Source organism: Pseudomonadota bacterium, assembly GCA_018823135.1.
Taxonomy (GTDB): Bacteria; Desulfobacterota; Desulfobulbia; order Desulfobulbales; family CALZHT01; genus JAHJJF01.
On the sequence record JAHJJF010000142.1, the window covers coordinates 1 to 18503 of the forward strand.

The following is an 18503-nucleotide window of genomic DNA, read 5'->3' on the forward strand; positions in this document are numbered from 1 at the left end:
ACCCTTCTTGAAGAACAAGGGGCGGATTGTATTGAAAGGGCGACAATAGCACTTGCCGATCCTGATTCCTGGGACGATCTGGATCGTGAACTGGTCCGCATTGCCAGTTATCAATGGCTGTTATTTACCAGCATTAATGCGGTAAGGTATTTCTTGAGGCGTGTTTTTGCTCAAGGCATGGATGTCCGTGATCTTAAGGGCCCAAGCATTGGCGTGGTCGGCAAAGCCACCGCCGACTGTCTTCTTGAGTATGGAATCCGGGCTGACCTGCTTCCTGAGGAATTCACCGGCGAAGGCTTAGCTGACAGCCTGATTAAAAAAGGGGTGAACGGCGCAAAAATATTGCTGCCCCGCGCTTTAAAGGCTCACGAAATACTTCCGGAGAAACTGCGGGCAGCCAACGCTGAGGTCACGGTTGTTCCGGTGTATCAGAACATCATGCCGCAATTGGACGATGCATCGCTGAAGCGTGAAATAGAGGAAGGAAATATTGATGTTGTGACCTTTACCAGCTCTTCCACGGTCACCAATTTCCTTGCCATGCTCGGACTCGAGACCCAGGAGGAAATCCAAAAACTTCTGGCCGGGGTCAAGATTGCCGCCATCGGTCCGATCACCGCAAAAACAATCCGGAAAAACGGTCTCACCGTTGATATCCAACCGGAAAATTTCACCATCCCCGATCTTGTGGATAGCATAGTGACATATTTTACAAAGTAGTCAGGAGAGACTATTTTTTCAATTGTTGCTGGTGGATGATGAGGTTACAGCGGGCAAGGTTCTGGCGGGCGGGACTATCGTTGGGATTTATCCGTAACGCCTCTTTGAAGTGATATGCTGCAAGTTCAAGGTTGTTCAGGCGTGCATAGGCGATTCCGAGATTATTATGCGCTGCCAGATAGTTCGGGGCCAGGGTCAGGGCTTTATTGTAATAGTCGATTGATTCGTCGATTCTCCCCAGAAACTCAAGGCTCACCGCCTTATTGTAAAATTGTTGAGATTCGGGTTTCGCACTCTGTTTGATTGCTGTTGAAAAATGTTCAAGCGCCTTTAGATGTTCTCCTTTATCTGCCAGGGTTTTCCCCAGATTATTATGTGATCTCGCCTTCAAAGGGGATTTCTGCGCGCAATCGCTCCACAGGGCAAGAGGCGTCTGCCATGTTATATTCCGTTGATACGTCCACAAGGAAAACATCACTGCGGCAAACAATCCCGACACCAGGATTTTTTTGAGATCCCAGCCGGTGGCCCGGTAGACGATTATCACCGCCACCGGGATAAGCATCATTGACGGCAGATAGCTGCGGTGTTCATAGATGATTTCCAGCGGGATAATCGATGATTCAATAACCAGGTTGCCCAGGAACCAGAAAATCCCGAAGGACAGAAACCGGTCCTTTCTGGCGGCATGAATCGCCAGAATGATCATACCCAGAATTCCGGCAAAGGCATACAAGGTTGCCGAAGGGTTGAGCCAACCCTGGGAGAAAATGAAATGATGATCGAGGTTGAGGCGCGAAGGGTGGGGCAGAAGCAGCTGGCTGATATAGAAAATGATTACCCGCGGCTGGGTTAATACCCGTTCCACAAGGGTGAAATCGCGGACTTTATAGCCATCAAGCAAGGCTCGAAATGGATCGGCGCCCATGTAGATAAAGCTGATAGCGATTAACAAAATGATAATTGTACAAATCGGCAGACTCTTTTTTTTGAGCCATTTTGCGTCAAGATCTTGAAAAAAATACCATTCGTATACAAACAGAAAAACCGGCAGGGTTATGGCAATCTCTTTAGTGCCAAGGGCAAAGAGCGCTGAGAGCAGACAGAGGCAGAGCCAGAATATTTTCATACCCTTGTCGGCAATGGATCTGAAATTGACGTAGGAAAGCATTGCCAGGATGAAAAACATCGAAGCCATGGAGTTCATTCTCTGCACTATGTAGGTCACGGATTGGGTATGAACCGGATGCACCAGCCAGATGAGTGCCGCCAGGAAGGCAATGGCTGATATTCGAAAATCAGCTGAATTTTTATATTGCAGATTGAGGGTGAGATGCAGGAATTGAAAGAGAAAGGTTGCGGCAAGAATATGGATGAGAATATTCACCAGATGATAGCCAGGCAGGGCATTGCCGCTGAAATAATAATTCAATGCAAGGCTGATATTTGCGATGGGTCGATTTTTTAAGAAACCGTGTTTGCCGGCATTGATGATTTCAAGAAGTCCGGGGTTCTGCACCTGGATTGCGCTGCTGTCCAGGATATTTGTCATGTCATCAAACTGGTAGGGAACATTGAAGGAATTTGAATAGATTGCAAGGCCTGTCACTGAAAAAATCAGCAGAACAAGGGGCAACCGATACTTGTTCAAAAAAGGGTTCATTATATCAGGTGCAGTTTGGATCATGTCAGTTGCCTGAGGGCTTGATTTTCATGCTTCGGGCTTTTATCAGATTGTTTTTTGCCTCAATAAAGTCTGGATTGGCGCGCAGGGATAGTTTGAACATCTCAATGGCCTCATCGAGTTTGCCTTGTGACCCAAGGATAATTCCCAGGTTGTTGCTGGCAATTTCCAGACTCTGATCAATTTCCAGCGCCCCTTGATAATAGAATTGGGCTCTGTCGGGATTGCCCATTTTTTCGAAGATGAATGCCAGACGAAGATAGGCCGGAGTAAAGTCCGGATCAGCCTTGATAGCTTCTTTATACGAATAAATAGCTTCTTTGAGGTGTCCTTGATTTTCCTGAATCATCGCAATATTGGCAAGGGTGGTCATGTTATCGGGTTTGATTTTCTTTGCCTCATTGAAATGCTCCAGCGCCATCTCATAGTTTTGATCTAATGCATAGGTGCTTCCAATGTTGTTGTGCGCCTTGTAATCTTCCGGATCAATTTCCAGGGCCTTGCGGAAATACACCAGGGCCTTTTCAAAATCAGCTTTTTTGCTGTAGGCGTTGCCAAGGTTGAGATTGGGTCGGGCTTTTAATGGGGATTTTTTTGCACAATCCTGCCAGAGAGAAATTTCATCGGCCCACACCGTGTTTCGTTGATAGCTCCAGAAGGAAAAAATCATGCCCAGGATAATCGCGGCAGCGTAGAAAACTTTTCCTGAAGAAATAATTCTGTGCGCAGCAACAACAACCAGAAGGCAAAGAAACATCGATGGTAAATACATCCGGTGTTCAAAGATTATCTCAAGACCGATAACCGTGGACTCTATTAAAAGATTGCCGAACAACCAGAAAATGGTGAACGAAAAAAGGCGGTTTTTCTGTGCCGCGAAAATCCCATAAATCAATAAGAAGACAATGCCTGCAAGGGCAAGGATGGTGGTCGGTGGAATCATTAATGATGTGGACAGAACAAAATCATGATCAAGATTCATCCGGCCCGGCATGGGAAGCACAAACAGACTCAGATAGTAAAAAAACACCCGTCCCTGGGTCATCATTCTTTCCGGGAGAGTGAAATCACGACGGCCGTATCCTGCAAGAACCGCATCAACTGGATGTATACCCAGAGTCATATAGAAGGCCAGGGCGTAAAAGATAAGAAGAGCAATGACGGCCAGCACACCTTGTCTGCTTACCAGGAATTTTTTATCCGCATCCTGGAAAAAAAACCACTCATAGAGAAAGATGAACACCGGCAGCATAGCGGTATTTTCTTTTGATCCAAAGGCAAGAAGGGCGCTGATCAGGCTTAATGATAACAGGATTATTCTCCGGCGATTTTGCGGGGCAAGACGCGCATGAATATAGAACAGCAGCGATGTGATAAAGAACAGGGCGCCCAGGCTGTTCATCCGCTGGACGATATAGGTGGCGGACTGGGTCTGGAGTGGATGTATGAGCCAGAGGGCAACAGCAATGAGCGGCATAAAGAACTGCCGGTCTGATTCTTCGGATTTTGATGCACGCTGCAGGGTTATTTTGAAAAGCAAATAGAGTACAAAACCCGTGGCAAGGTGAATCATGACATTAAACAGATGATAGCCAAAGGTTCTGTATTGATGAAAATAATAGTCCAGGGCAAATGAAATATTTGCAACCGGTCTCTTTGGCAGGGGGCTTTTGAGGACGGCCTTTGTGAGGTTTTCGAAGCTGATTCCGGTGATCCGGATATAGGGATTTGAGACAATCTGGCTATCGTCATCCAGCACAAAAGGCCCATTGAGTGCCGGAGAGTATAAAAAGAGCACCAGCAGAGATATGCCCAGAAGGATGAGCAGCTCGGTGCGTAAAGTTCGAGAGAAATTCATTTTTGATTACGCTTCCTGTCGAGGGTTCTCCTGACATGGATTTTCCCATTTTTTGTCATAAAACAACCAGCAGGTTTCATTGAGAGATTTTTTCCTTTTGTTGCAGGACGTGCATGAGGTTCTGTTTTGCCTGTGCATGATTGGGGTCGATGGTCAGTGCTTTTCTGAAAAAATCCTCGGCATTGGGAAGCTCTCCCCGGGAAAGGAAAATCAGGCCGAGATTATTATGGGCCTGGGCATTCTCCGGTTGAATTTCCAGCGCTTTATTATAAAGAGTAAACGCTTCTTCAAGATTGCCTTGTCGGTGTTTTGCCGTGCCAAGGTTGACAAGGAGCTGCGGGTCTTCAGGCGAAAGGGTCAACGCCCTTGCAAGATGGGTTTGAGCAAGCTCAAGGTTGCCGAGTTTCCCATAAAGCACTCCTATGGATTTATTGGCCTTGATATCGTCTGGAAGCATATCAAGGATAATTATAAGGTGCTTGACTGCCAGGGGGAATTGATCTGCTTTTTCATAAGCATATGCAAGATGTTCATGGGCGGGAAGCAGGCGTGGTTCCAGTACCAGTGCCAGATTAATTTCATGAACCGCTTCGGCATAATTTTCTGTACTGATATGAAGGAGGCCGAGGTTAAAGTGGGGGCGGGCTTTATTTGGATTTTTCTGGATCATGTCATTATAAAATCTGACAGGTTCACTCCAGGCAGCATTGCGTTGAAATGTCCAGAAACAGGAGACAATCAGGATAAATATGGTGACGCTCAACACAATTTTCGACGATTGTATGGTGCGGAAGAGCAGCACGGTGAATATGACTATGAAAAACATTGAGGGGAGATAGAGCCGGTGCTCAAAAATGATTTCGATGCCGATAACCGATGATTCCAGGGCAAGATTGCCGAAAAACCACAGCAGGGAAAATCCCAGCAATCTATTTTTTTTGGAAATCATAAAAGCAAAGATTAACAGCAGCAAAACCGCAACAATGGCCAGGATGGTGGTTGGCGGGCTCAGAAGGGAGGATGAGAGGGCAAAATCATGTTCCAGTGTGAGTCGTGAAGGGTTTGGATACAACAGGAGTGAAATGTAAAAGATGACAACCCTGAATTCGGTCAGCAGCCTTTCAGTGAGGTTGAAATCCCGGTAGGCAAAACTATTCTGGATTGATTGTAAGGGATTGCCGCCAGCGAAAAAAAACACCAGGAGAAAGAGCAGCAGGCAGATGCCGGCTATAAAGGGTATTTGTTTTTTGAGCCAGGAGCCCTTGAGATCCTGAAAAAAATAAAATTCGTAGAGAAAGATAAAAAAAGGCAACGTTATTGAAATTTCTTTTGATCCGAGTGACAGCAGCCCTGAAAAAATAGCCGCCAAAAACCACTTGGGATGTGTGCCGGCAGCTTTATTCTGTTCCATTCTGGCCTGGGCATAACAATAACATGAAAGAATATAAAACAGGGCGGCAAGCCCGGTCATCCTTTGAACCACGTATGTAACTGTCTGGGTCTGAACAGGATGGGCAAGCCATAATAATGTCGCCAGCAGAGCAATTATATTGGTACCGGAAGGAATTTTCATTGGGACCTGGTTAAGGGTGATTTGCAGAAACAGAAAGAAGAAAAAGGCTGTGAGGATATGGATAATGATATTAATAAAATGATAGCCGGGGAGGTTGTACTGGTGGAAGAAGTAATTCAGAGCAAAAGAAAGATTTGCCACAGGCCTGTTTTTGCAGGGTGAGTTGCCAATTGCTTCAGTTATTTCCTGCACTCCAAGGTTATTTATGCGAATGCTTGTGTTTTCAGTGATATTCGGGAGATCATCAAAATAGAATGGTACATTATAGGTATTTGAATATATGAAAAAACCGACAACTATAACCAGGAAAAAGGCAAAGATTTTATACTGGGTATTGGAAGAGAGGGGATGGCTGTTTGTCGGCATTGTTGTGAGAGATAGGTGACGGATTATTTTAAACCTTGGCGTGGTTAATCGACGATCAGCATGCTGATGTCGCTTGCCGGGGCTGAATGAGTCAGGGCGCCGATGGATATTATGTCAACCCCGGTTTCGGCGATGTCCCTGACATTATCCAGGGTTACGCCGCCAGATGCCTCAATCAGAGCCTTTCCTTGAACAAGCTCAACTGCTTTTCGCATTTCCGCAAGGGACATATTATCAAGCATGATAATATCCGCCCCGGCAGCAAGGCATTCCTCAACCTGATCCAGGCGCTCGGCTTCAACTTCAATTTTCATGGTATGAGGGGCGTATTTCCTGGTTTTTGTTATGGCTTCATGAATGGAGCCGCAGGCCTTGATGTGATTTTCCTTGATCAGTACGGCATCAGCAAGGTTGAAGCGATGATTGTACCCACCGCCAACGCGGACGGCATATTTTTCAAAAGTACGGAGACCGGGGTTGGTCTTTCTGGTATCAACGATGCGAACCGGCAACCCCTTTGTTTTTTCGACGAAGGCTGCGGTCAAGCTGGCTATTCCGCAGAGTCGTTGACAAATATTTAAGGCAACTCTTTCCGCTTTGAGCAGGTCTTGAGCCGGGCCTGATATTTTTAGGAGTTTGTCCCCTGGAAGGGCTTTTGACCCGTCAGGAAGCAGGATGTCACAATGTATTTCGTGATTCTGGGTTTCAAATACAAGCTCGGCAATTTCCAGCCCGGCTATTGTAAAATCGCTCTTTGCAATGAATAAGGCTTTGGCCGGCCACCCATTTTGAAACAGGGCTTCAGAAGTTATATCTCCCGGACCGATATCCTCTTCTAAAAACAGTTTTATTTTTTCTATAAGATGTAAATTGTTCATATTGATGATTTAACCCGATATAATTGAATGAAATTATTATAAAAAGCACAATATGTCAAATAAAGTTCCAGGGTTGTCCTGAATTAAATTCTTCAAGAAAGGCAATTGCATTTATCTGTTACTTTTTTTAGCAAAAGACAAAAAAATGATCATGAAAGTTAAATCAAGATTATTCTTCCTGATTAATGCCGAAGGTTTTTATATTAGTTAGAGAAATATAATTATTTTTGATAAAAATAATGTTATTTTTTATAAGCTTTAACGAACTTTGATGATTTTTTTTTGTCCGCACACTAAAAAGCACGTTGCGGATGTGTATTCCTCTTATAACGTATTGAAATTACTGGAGGCGATAATTCAGCATTCGACTTTTTACGAGGTCATCACATTTCAGGGAAAATAAGTTGGATTTATATAATAAGTCATTTATAATGTTACATTCAATGTAATTATAAAGAAAAAAGGGAGGATCACATTGTTATACAAAATCAAGTTGAATCTCATTGTTACGGTTGTGATGGTGACCTTATTTGTTTCCGGCGGAAGCAGTGACGCCGATTCCTTTCCGTTCCGTTCCATTGCCATAGATGACACCATGCCTCAGGTCATTGTCAATGACTATAAAACACAGCAACCCTTTGATTTTGAAACCTTTAAAGGGAAACCATATGTTGCGGTCTTTTGGGGCGCTGATGTCCAGACAAAAAAGAAACGATCAATCGAGGCCCTTAAGCATATGCAGGAGATCCTGCCTTTTTGTGAAGAAAATCAGATTCCCGTGGTAGCGGTTAATGCCATTGGCGACCTGTCTGAAATTATTGAAGAAGTACACAAGGAATCCGGCGGTTCTATTCCCTTTTATTTTGATTCCGACCAGAAAGTGTACGGTGATCTAGGTATTTTTGTCATACCGGCAATTTTATTGATTGATAAAGACGGTAAAGTTAAAGCCGGAATGGGCTTCAGTCATGATATTATAGAAAGACTGAAGGGTGAAATTGAAATTATGCTCGATAAAAAGACCCGTGAGCAGGTTGAACTGGATTTACATCCGGAAGTTGTTGTGAAATCCGAAGAAGAAAAAACTGCAAACAGGCATATGAGTATGGCTCAGGTTTTGTTGAAAAGAGGCATGGCAGATGCTGCAGTCAGGGAGTTTCTTGAAGCAATCAAAGTTAATCCAAATGTCGGCAGTGAAGCCTATATTCAACTTGGGTGTCTTTATTTTGACAATGGCAATCTGGATGAGGCTGTTAAGTATCTGGATAAAGGTCTTGAGTTGGACAGAGACTCTTTGAAAGGCCAGATTTGCATGGCGAAAATAACAGCCAAGGATGGCGATGTTGACGGGGCGATTGCGGATTTGCAGTCAATTATGATGAGAAAATCAAGAGATCCTGAACTTCATTATGTCCTGGGTACTTTTTATGAAAAAACAGGGAAGACAGAAGAGGCCTTAAAAGAATACCGAAAGGCCTATGAACTTTTGGAGCAGAAAGAACGAATGAAATAGATTAAAAACATCACCGTAATTTGAAAAATATCACATAGCTTTCACACCCACATACCAATGCCTATGATATTTTCATAGGCATTGGTATGTGGTGAAATTACCCTCTAAAGTAAGCAACAGTATCTCGTGAAGGAAAATATCTATTATAATTATTGATAATATTTGTTAAACAAATGTGTAATTTCCGCTTTAGTTAATAAAAAAATTGAAGCGACATTCAAAACATTCGGGTTCGGCTCAAAACAGGAGAAAATCGGATGTCCGCCATTTCTGATAAAAGTCAGTTCAAAAGTTTTCTGAGTGGGCTACTGTTCGCCTTGGTCCTTGTACCTATTCTGTCTCCTCATGATGCCCTTGCCGGTGACATAATAATCCTTACTCCCCCGGACAAATCTACAATCTATGCTCGGCGAAATTATACTGACATGGTTCTTAAGATCACTGATCCTTCTGATGTCAAAAAAATATATGTTGAGGGTAAAAAAAATCAGCAGATTGAGACATCGGGAGTCTGGGAAAAGAACGGCATAAATTATATACATTATCGATTACCGATGGAACCTGGTAAAAACATATATGAAATTGATCCAGGTGATGTAAAGGTACATTTCAATTACAAACCTCTTCGTTCACTCCTAAATGTTAATCTTAATGCCCCATCGGTGTATCTGTTTCACCGAACGGAAATCAATCCCCCTGAATGTAATATCTGCCATGATGAAAAATTGCCAAAAGATGCAAAAATAGAAAAACCCCGTTATGGACCGTTTTCACCAGTCTGCTTTTCCTGTCATCGCTCTCTTGCGGAGCTTTCAACCTGGCGGCATGGCCCGGTTACAAGCTTATTTTGTCGAACATGTCATCAGTCAGACCCGGCAGTTGATAAAATAGAAATACCCCTTGGGAAAATAGATGACCTTTGCTATTCATGTCATATGAATCAGCGAAGATGGAAGGACATGTCACACGTACATGGACCTGTTGGCACAGGTGACTGCTCGGTATGTCATAACCCCCATGGAGACAAGTACAGGTATCAACTCTGGGCCGAGGGTGAAAAGGCCCTTTGTGTCGCATGTCATAGAGACAAACTGCCTCTAGTTCAGGAAGACAGTCCGATTTTTGTTCATGGCATATTGGGAAGTATGGGGTGCGTTGCCTGTCATGACCCTCATGCTACCAATTACCGGTATCAATTACGAAGTGAAATCGGCGATCTTTGCGTAAGTTGCCATCCCCAATATGCGGAAATGGAAAAGGGTCATCCTGTTGATAAACATCCGATAAAAGGGGAGAAAGACCCGAGGCGGAGTGGCCATAAATTTTCGTGTACAAGCTGTCACAATCCCCATGGAACCAGGTATCAGTTCATGTTGATTGGTGAATTAGTTGGCGAACAGGTATGCATTGTCTGCCATGCCAAACAAAAAGAGGAAGGATTTGGCAAAGATATTAAGCAAAATAAATAAGTTGGTAGTTTGAAATGTTGTGGTTCTGCTCTGATAAATTTTTTTAATTGTAAACTCTTGTGGTGATTAGTGAAAAAGTATCGAAATTTTATATAAAATAAATTTTACCAAGAATGCTGTAAAAATCACTTTTTTCAATTGTTCCGCCAGTGAATTTTTATAATAGATAATGTTTATTTTTTTTTAATAGAATCCATTTTTATGAGATTTTGTTTCTAAGGCGAAGATTATTTTTATCCCATGTTATTGAGTTGTAATAAAAAATCATACCCGCGAGACAAACGAGACTCCATTGCCTTCTTGGTCGTGTTTCTTTTTGTTATGCTATGTCCCCCTCATCTGTATGCTCAGGAAGATGAAAAAGGCCCAAAACCCATATCGACGCTCAAAGTTATCAATGTTGATGACAGTGGGACCGACATAACCTTCCCGATGTTTGTTTATGCAGACAATATAAATGATGAATTGTATTTATTGCGCGGCGGTTCATTTAATCCATTGGTTGTCTATGATTCTGAATTTTATCCTGACATTTCATTAGGTAGGGGAAGGACAATTTATACCCCGCAATGCGTTTATACTGATGATAATGGCCTACTTTATGTTTGCCAGGGATCCAGCGGTCCTGAATCCTTTGGAAAGATTTCCGTTTTTAATCCCGCCTTTTTCCCAATCAAAGAAATAGTTCTCGATAATATTCCCGGAAGTCGTGATTTTATGCCCAGTAATCTTGCCATATCACGCAGCGGCAATATCTATGTATCCGGCCAGCATACATCCGGAATACTGGTACTTGATAATGAAGGACGTTTCCTCAGGCGTTTGGTTCCAATGGATAAGGCTGTCAAAAAGCAAAAGGCGGAAGCAGGTGAAAATCCATTAACTTTAGCAAATCCCACAGAAGAAAAAGAACTAACGGAAGAAAGCAAGGTTGAAAAGGAAGAGGAAATAAATGATGAAACCAAGGAGTCAGGTGATTATTTCGGGTTACCTGCGGAACTCATCCCAAAAGCCCGTTCCAACCAACTTTTTCTCGCTGAACCAGATGAAATGGTACCTGTAAAGATTATTGATGTTGTTATAAGCAGGGAAGGCAACATTTTTCTCTTGAGTGAGTTTCGGAGTAAGATTTATGTATATGATTCACGTGAAAATTTTCTCTTTTCATTTGGTTCAAAAGGGGGCACTTCCGGCAAGATGAGCCGCCCACAAAATCTGGCTTTGGATGAAAAATGGGGGGTTGTGTATATAGTTGATTATATGCGACATACCATTCTTGTTTTCAGTATGCGTTCCGGGCGTTTCCTTTTTGAATTCGGAGGACGTGGCTGGAGCGAGGGTTGGTTTAATTATCCAAAACATGTTGCAGTCAATCGACTCGGGCAGGTGATTGTTGCCGATTATTTTAATCACCGGGTGCAGATAATGGATGTTAATCTTGATTCCCGGTTGCCAATGTTTGATCAACTCCAGGAACAGTCTAGCCAGTTGCCCATGCCTTTTGCAGGTGGCGAACGGGTTACCTCTGCCGGAACGCCGGTTATGCAAACTCCGGAAATAACGTCTGTTACTATTCCTTTTCCAACAGGTAGATCGGTAGGGGTTAATACCGGGAGTTCTTTGGCCCCGGTCATGAGAACATTGCAAACTCCTTATGCACCAGCTATAGAAAAGACTCAAGTTAAAGAGCGCTGATATTAATGATGCAATCTTGAAAATCACCAGGGCATCAATATTGTCTCCAAAAAGTAATGATGCTTTTTATATAATTGATTATCAGACTCTTAAAAAATGTTATTTTTTTGACGCGCATATTTAAAATAAACATAATTTTTAGTACTGTCAGGCAGTTATTAACTGTCTGATATTAAATATTAATTATCACGAACAGCCCTTTTTTATCAGTAAACATTAGGAGTTGAGCTGTGAGCTTACAACGTATTGACAACAGGAATATTAATGTGGTATAAAATTATTAATTATGCTTAATGAATATTGATTTAACAAATTTATGGTTTTGGGGTCATTAAAGCTTCCATTTAAGAAAGAGAAAACAGGAGGAAATTTCAATGAAAAGCGGTAAGAATATTATTAGCATCGCAGCAGCCGGATTTTTTTTATTATATGCCGGTTCTGCTTATGCTGCAATTACTGGTGTATGCTCAAATTGTCATACCATGCATAACTCGCAAAACGGAAGCCAGGTTACCGGCGTCCTGCAGGGCGCTCTCCTTAATGACGACTGCGCCGGATGTCATTCAGGCCCCGGTAATGATGCAAATCATCTAGATGATGTTAACGGCGCTCCTCTTGTTGTTGCAACTACACCACCATCTACTGGTGGAACTGCGCCGTATAATTATTTGCCTGGTGGATTTTTCTATGATGCCAGTGTTACTGGAGATAAGGCATTTCACAATGTCCAAAGCCCTGCTCTTGGTTCTCTTCTTGCTGATGTGGATATAGGCAATACTCCTCCAGGTTGGGAAGCAGGTGAAGCTCCTGCCGGTATGCCTACAGGCGCTACATGGACCACCCAGTTACAATGTGCTGGTTCATCCGGTTGCCATGGGAATCATGCCCAAAGCGATCAAAATGCTGCCATCTCCGGTTGGCATCATGGCGGCGCAGCAGGCACTGAATACAGAATGCTTTCCGGCATCAGTGGTGTAGAAAGCGCAACTTATGTAGTTACCGGCAACAGATATTCAGCAGTAAATAGAACTAATGCAACAAATACAATCAGTGCCCTTTGCGCACAATGTCATGGCGCATTTCATGGTGAAAACGCCGATACAATTTCATCAGGAGCATGGGTTAGACATCCAACTGATTTGAGACTGTCTAATGCAGTAAATGGTGATAATCATAATGCATTTGCAGGTAATGCTGAAGTTCCGGTCGGATCAGTTGGTGCTGGCGCTCCTGTCGCAGCTACTAATGCTTATGTAATATGTATCTCCTGTCATGTGGCACATGGCGGTCCTTATGCAGATCTTTTACGATGGGATTATACTTTAATCTCTGCAAACACTCAAGGTGCAGGAAAAGGAACTGGATGTTTCCGGTGCCATACCGGTAAAGATGGCATATGATTTTTAATCACTAATAATTTAAAAAAGGGGCGGTCATATGATCGCCCCTTTTTTTTTGTCTTTTGGTGATTATTCCGTAAAAAGTGTAACTCAATTTGTCGGTGATATTTTTTATATCTTGATTTGAAATAATGTAAAAATTTTATTAATAACAATAACTCGTTGACCATGGGTAAGTCCATTTCTTGCAGCCTGATTTTTCTTGACAAGCTTTACCCTCCAATGTAATGATTAATGAATCATCATTCATAATTATATGAAATACAGACGATAGCAGATTATACGTTTTTTTTCTTACATCGTAAAAACGTATTAATGAATTTTAATGAAATCCGAATAAAAGCATTAAGGAGGAGAGATGAATATCCGCGGAAAGCAAAATTCGATAATACATTTGCCTGATCGATTCATGTCAGCCGCAGCCCAACTCACAATAATATTTACTCTAATTGCCCTTTTCGGATTAGAAAATGCATATGCTGCGACCCTAAGGATAGTTTCACCGCCAAATAATTCATTTGTTACTGAAGAACAAGTCAATATCTCTGGTACAGTGAGTGATGAAACAGTAAAAGAAATCAGTGTTTCCGGGGTAAAGACCTCAGCCGCCAAGGATTCGCTCAGTGTTGAAGCCGGAGCCTTTGGGACAATCCTTTCTCTCAAGAAAGGAGAAAATTCAGTAAAGATTACATCTGGAAATGATAACGTAACTTTAAAAATTTACTATCAGCCTGTCGATAAAGATAAGCAGGCACAAAAGCCTCCAACTGGCTTTACTCGATTTTATACTCATGAAAATCCAACAGAAATGGATTGTAAGGAATGTCATAAATTCAGAAGAGGGAACTATGATTTTAAAAGGAATGTTCCTGCAAAGTCAAATTGTACAATTGTAAAATGCCATTCCAAGATTGGAACTACGGAACCAAAAGTTCATGGACCTGTTGGCGCTGGGGTTTGTATTTCCTGCCATAACCCCCATGGATCACAAAATCGTTTTCAACTTCAAAGGCTTGGTGCAGATTTATGTTTAATCTGCCATATGGTTAAGAAAGAAGAATTCAATTTGGAAGTTGTCCATAAACCTGTTCAGGAAGGTTGTACAGTTTGTCATGATCCCCATGAGTCGAAAATGCAATTTCAGCTTCGTGGTGATGGAAAATCGGTAAGTAGTTTGTGCTATAACTGTCATGAAAAAAGAAGTTTTACAAAAGGACACAGTCATGGACCAGTTGGTGCTGGAGACTGTATCGCTTGTCATAAACCTCATGCATCACCTAACAGGGGTTTGTTGATAGCTCCAATTGCTAAAGGTGAGGTTTGTTTTCAATGCCATAAAGACCGAAAAGAAGAGTTTACCATGAAGCAGGTCCATGCACCTGTTGAGGATGATTGTGGAAAATGTCACGATCCACACAGCTCAGAATCTCGTTTTCAATTAATAAAACCAAGCGGTCAACTCTGTAATTCATGCCATGAAAGTTTGAATCCGAAAGTTTTTGAAGACATAAAAACTGCACAATTTAAGCATCAACCTGTAGATGAAGGAAGATGTGCCGATTGTCACCGGGTTCATTCTTCTAATTATAAGCCTTTGCTCAAGGATTCAATGGAAAAATTATGTCTTTCCTGTCATGTGGAACTGGGTGACGAAATATCAGAGAGTCAGTTTAAACATGGTCCTGTTCAAACAGGAGATTGTACTGCCTGTCATAAGTCTCATGGCTCGCAATTTACTAAGCTGCTCTCTCGGTATTTTCCAATGAATTTTTATAGTGAGTACAATCCTGATTATTATGATCTTTGTTTTGGATGCCATAACAAAGATATTGCCAAAAAGAAATTCACAACCACTTTGACGAACTTTCGCGATGGTAAATACAATCTGCACTATTTTCATGTCAATATGAAGAAGGGCCGGACCTGCACATCATGCCATGATGCTCATGCGAGCAGTCAGCCTAAACATATCAGATATGAAGTGCCCTTTGGATCCTGGTCTTATCCGATTAATTTTACAAAATCAAATGTTGGCGGAACATGTGTTGTTGGTTGCCATGCACCAAAAACTTATGATAGGAAACAACCAAAAATCAAACAAGCTAATTAGTCCAAATCATATTGAATAGTATATGAATTTAAGGGAGAGATGCTTGTATCTCTCCCTTTTTTCGTTTATAATCTAAGTATTTAGATTATTTATCAAAGATAATTGTTTGCCTGATAATTTTATGATGAAGTTTGTTGCTCTTCATCATTTCCAGCAAAAAAAGCTGAAAAGTATATTTGAACGAGTCCATGCGAGCGAGTCAAACTAAGAGTGGAATATATGATGTTTTAATAGACAATGCAGAAAGGTATTGCGCATCAATGATTTTTACTCGTAAGTTTACTACATCTCTAGCTCAAAAAGTTCTTTTTTCCCTGATTGTTTTTTCTACCTTTTTACCGGTAAGTCCTCTTTACGCAATCCCAATTAATTTTTCCGGATATCATAATTATTCTGAAGATCAGGATGGAAATTCGTCGGAACAATTGAGGCAATATTGGGGATTGAGTTTAAAACATGAGCTTACCGAGGCAATGACTTTATCCGAAGGAGTTCGTTATTACCGCAACTGGCGTCAAGGAGCAGGTACGGACGAAACCATAGCCCCCAATATGACTTTTTTAGTCCAAAATGATATTTTTCGATATCACTTGGATGCCTATCAATCGACAAATAGAAATACTCAAGGAGATGAATCCAGTACTTTTTCCTGGAATACTTCGTGGGGAAGTCAATGGCAAAACAATATTTTCGTCCCGACTTTGACTTTGAATTACGGTGAAGATCAATCAACAAGCAAATCAATTCATGGAGGAGCATCATCGGGAATTGATTTAAAGCATGCAACGGCATCTCTGGCTTATTCCTTTACAGAAACCGGTGAGAATATCATAAACCGGAATGATAGCTATTCTGCAAAGATTCAATCGAATAAAAATTTCTTCGCAGATGCGCTGAGACTATCATATTCACAAGTATATACGGAAAATTATACAACGTTGGAAATTCCCGGTTCACCTAGTGGTCAAGTCACGCTGCCGGTAAATATCGTCCAGGCCCTTTCAGGCATTCCTGCTACGCCTTTAATTGGTAGCCTTACCGATACACCCGGACTGATCAATAACGATGTTGATTCGATTGTTGTTTCAGTGAGTGCCGGACAAGAAATGAATTTCGGTTTTAAAAATGCCACTGGTAGAGTTGATATGATTTTTCTTTACACCGACATAGACATAGGTTCAGATGCCGGAAGTTTTTCCTTGGATGTATATTATAGTAATGATGGTTCATTTTGGACGAAGGAAGGGAGTACTCTTGCATTTCTTCCCTATAATTCCCTGGATAGGCGTTTTGAAATAACTGTACCTGCCATAACAGCCGATTATGTAAAAGTTGTAACTCGACACTCATTATTGCTATCAACGGTAAATTTCACTGAAATACAGGCAAATTATATTTGGGATAGGCCAGAGGGGACTTTTTCAGATAAAAGAAAAAATACTACCGGTTCAACGAATTGTAATATCGGTTATTATCCATCAAAAGCCTTTTCGGCTGTTTATTCATTATTCTATTCAATCCAGAATAATCCCATCCAGGGTGAATCCCAAACTCTTAACCAGTCGGGAAACATAAGATGGTTTAAGAATAAATATATGAATACAAGTTTTCAATTTGGTGAATCATCTAAGGATTACGAACAAAAAGAAACGCAGAAAACACGTTTTTATGGAATTGACTTTTCGTCCTCACCGATTAAAACTGTTGGTTTGAGTATAGGGGCTGATCAGGTTGAAGGGTATAATGGTACCGATAAGGTTTCTACGACAAATAATTATTTATTTTCCACAAGGGCGGCTCTCTACCGTGACCTTGACGCTAGCTACACATTTAGGTATAATAAATTCATTGAAAATATTACAAATTCAACTAGTGGAAATAAAGTCAATCAGCTGGATTTCACAGCCCGTCTTTTTCCGGAAATTACATCATCTTTTACTGTAAGAATAACAGAATACTTATATGGTTCACAAGAAGCGGATGAACAATTATTAGCCCTATCAGCATCATGGAGAATATCCGACGAACTGAATGTAAATTCAAGTATTACTTCGTTAACAGTTGGAGATAATTCAGATTATTATAATTTTATCGTAAGTGCTGATTATTCTCCGGTGCGCGATATAAAAATGACATTATCCTATACACTTAGTGAATCAGAGCAAACCACACAGAATTATCTTTCAAATGTTAACTGGGCCATAACAAAACATTTAAACTGGAGACTTAATGCCCTGTATACCGACACAACTAATTCATATAATTATAATTTCAACTCGCAAATAAATATTAATTTTTAGTATTTCAGAATTTGATTTTGAGGTCAGGACTCAATGAAAAGAAAATTATATTTTCCAATTTATTTTGTTATTCTCATTTTATTCATGGGATGTGCTCCAAAAGAACAAATGAATTCATATGTTCGCGACGATATTGATTTAAGCTTTATTAATCGAATCGCAGTCCTCCCCTTTGAAAATAATAGTTCGGATAAATATGCCGCTTCACGAATTCGAAATATTGCAATTACCCAAATTCTTTCCTTAGGTCTTGCTGATGTTATTGATAAGGGACTTGTTGACAGTGTTATCCTTGAGGAGGCAGTTGAAGCGAATAAACCAATTGACCAGATGACCCTCAAGCGCTTAGGACAACGTTTGAATGTCCAGGCTTTTTTAATGGGTAATGTTGATTCCAGTGGAACTGTTCGCAGGGGATCGATGACTTTTCCTTCAGCAGCCTTGACCCTACGATTTGTTGATGCCCGGGCTGCCAAAATTCTCTGGCAGGCAAGCGGTTATTATAGCGGCGAAACCGTCATGAATCGTCTTTTTGGTCTGTCTCCTGGTGATCATTTTCAGATCTCAACAACTCTCGTCAGGCGTTTACTCATGACTTATCCTGCTCCTCCGCCGGAAGCAAGGCAGAAAGAAGTTGAGAAGGATTTGTAGAAAATTTCAATAATATTTTCTACTTGTTTTTTGTTAGTAACGTCAGAAAAATCCGCATTTGTTAAATGAATATGAAACATCATATATATATTTTAACATTATTTATTCTATTTTACTTTTCCTCGACTTCACTGGCCGTAACCTTAGCGATATTTCCAATTGAAGATATGAGTGAGGGTCTGAACGGTATTGATTATGAGTTAACGGAACAATTGAATAATGATATGGCCGAAAAGGGTCTTGATGTTATCGGGGTAAAAGACATTATATCTTTTATGGGACGAAA

At 41.3% G+C, this 18503-nt stretch carries 13 protein-coding genes; 9 read left to right on the forward strand and 4 right to left on the reverse strand.

What is annotated here, in order from left to right:
• Positions 1-720: uroporphyrinogen-III synthase (locus KKE17_14705; protein ID MBU1711249.1), on the forward strand; the 720-nt coding region annotated here is incomplete at its 5' end.
• Between the two features lie 10 nt (positions 721-730).
• Here KKE17_14705 and KKE17_14710 read toward each other — a convergent pair.
• The 4 genes from KKE17_14710 to nadC form a co-directional block, all read right to left on the reverse strand.
• Positions 731-2407, reverse strand: a complete 1677-nt coding sequence (locus tag KKE17_14710; GenBank protein ID MBU1711250.1) for a tetratricopeptide repeat protein — start codon at positions 2405-2407, stop codon at positions 731-733.
• Position 2408: 1 nt separating this feature from the next.
• Entirely contained in the window at positions 2409-4262 is a 1854-nt protein-coding gene (locus tag KKE17_14715; GenBank protein MBU1711251.1) for a tetratricopeptide repeat protein, read from the reverse strand.
• A 76-nt stretch (positions 4263-4338) separates the two neighbouring features.
• Entirely contained in the window at positions 4339-6201 is a 1863-nt protein-coding gene (locus KKE17_14720; GenBank protein ID MBU1711252.1) for a tetratricopeptide repeat protein, read from the reverse strand.
• A gap of 44 nt (positions 6202-6245) precedes the next feature.
• Positions 6246-7079 (reverse strand): carboxylating nicotinate-nucleotide diphosphorylase, encoded by an 834-nt coding sequence (nadC, locus tag KKE17_14725; protein ID MBU1711253.1) that lies wholly within the window; start codon positions 7077-7079, stop codon positions 6246-6248.
• 475 nt (positions 7080-7554) lie between these two features.
• Between nadC and KKE17_14730 the strand changes: the two genes are divergently transcribed.
• The 8 genes from KKE17_14730 to KKE17_14765 form a co-directional block, all read left to right on the forward strand.
• Positions 7555-8592: a tetratricopeptide repeat protein gene (locus KKE17_14730; protein ID MBU1711254.1), complete on the forward strand. Its 1038-nt coding sequence runs from the start codon at positions 7555-7557 to the stop codon at positions 8590-8592.
• A 257-nt stretch (positions 8593-8849) separates the two neighbouring features.
• A complete protein-coding gene (locus tag KKE17_14735) occupies positions 8850-10061 on the forward strand; it encodes a cytochrome c3 family protein (GenBank protein ID MBU1711255.1) in 1212 nt (403 codons plus the stop codon).
• A 300-nt stretch (positions 10062-10361) separates the two neighbouring features.
• Positions 10362-11756 carry an NHL repeat-containing protein gene (locus KKE17_14740; protein MBU1711256.1) on the forward strand — a complete coding sequence of 465 codons (1395 nt, stop codon included), beginning with the start codon at positions 10362-10364 and terminating at the stop codon, positions 11754-11756.
• A 374-nt stretch (positions 11757-12130) separates the two neighbouring features.
• Positions 12131-13156 carry a hypothetical protein gene (locus tag KKE17_14745; protein ID MBU1711257.1) on the forward strand — a complete coding sequence of 342 codons (1026 nt, stop codon included), beginning with the start codon at positions 12131-12133 and terminating at the stop codon, positions 13154-13156.
• Positions 13157-13514: 358 nt separating this feature from the next.
• A complete protein-coding gene (locus tag KKE17_14750; protein ID MBU1711258.1) occupies positions 13515-15266 on the forward strand; it encodes a cytochrome c3 family protein in 1752 nt (583 codons plus the stop codon).
• 260 nt (positions 15267-15526) lie between these two features.
• A complete protein-coding gene (locus KKE17_14755; protein ID MBU1711259.1) occupies positions 15527-17566 on the forward strand; it encodes a hypothetical protein in 2040 nt (679 codons plus the stop codon).
• 108 nt (positions 17567-17674) lie between these two features.
• Complete coding sequence (locus KKE17_14760) at positions 17675-18217, forward strand: hypothetical protein (protein MBU1711260.1); 543 nt, start codon at positions 17675-17677, stop codon at positions 18215-18217.
• 65 nt (positions 18218-18282) lie between these two features.
• Positions 18283-18503 (forward strand): hypothetical protein (locus tag KKE17_14765; protein MBU1711261.1); only part of this gene is annotated, 221 nt, incomplete at its 3' end.

Coding starts and splice junctions, on each gene's coding strand:
- KKE17_14710 (MBU1711250.1), bottom strand. CDS start 2,407: ATGATCCAAACTGCACCTGATATAATGAACCCTTTTTTGAACAAGTAT.
- KKE17_14715 (MBU1711251.1), bottom strand. CDS start 4,262: ATGAATTTCTCTCGAACTTTACGCACCGAGCTGCTCATCCTTCTGGGC.
- KKE17_14720 (MBU1711252.1), bottom strand. CDS start 6,201: ATGCCGACAAACAGCCATCCCCTCTCTTCCAATACCCAGTATAAAATC.
- nadC (MBU1711253.1), bottom strand. CDS start 7,079: ATGAACAATTTACATCTTATAGAAAAAATAAAACTGTTTTTAGAAGAG.
- KKE17_14735 (MBU1711255.1), top strand. CDS start 8,850: ATGTCCGCCATTTCTGATAAAAGTCAGTTCAAAAGTTTTCTGAGTGGG.
- KKE17_14745 (MBU1711257.1), top strand. CDS start 12,131: ATGAAAAGCGGTAAGAATATTATTAGCATCGCAGCAGCCGGATTTTTT.
- KKE17_14750 (MBU1711258.1), top strand. CDS start 13,515: ATGAATATCCGCGGAAAGCAAAATTCGATAATACATTTGCCTGATCGA.
- KKE17_14755 (MBU1711259.1), top strand. CDS start 15,527: ATGATTTTTACTCGTAAGTTTACTACATCTCTAGCTCAAAAAGTTCTT.
- KKE17_14760 (MBU1711260.1), top strand. CDS start 17,675: ATGAATTCATATGTTCGCGACGATATTGATTTAAGCTTTATTAATCGA.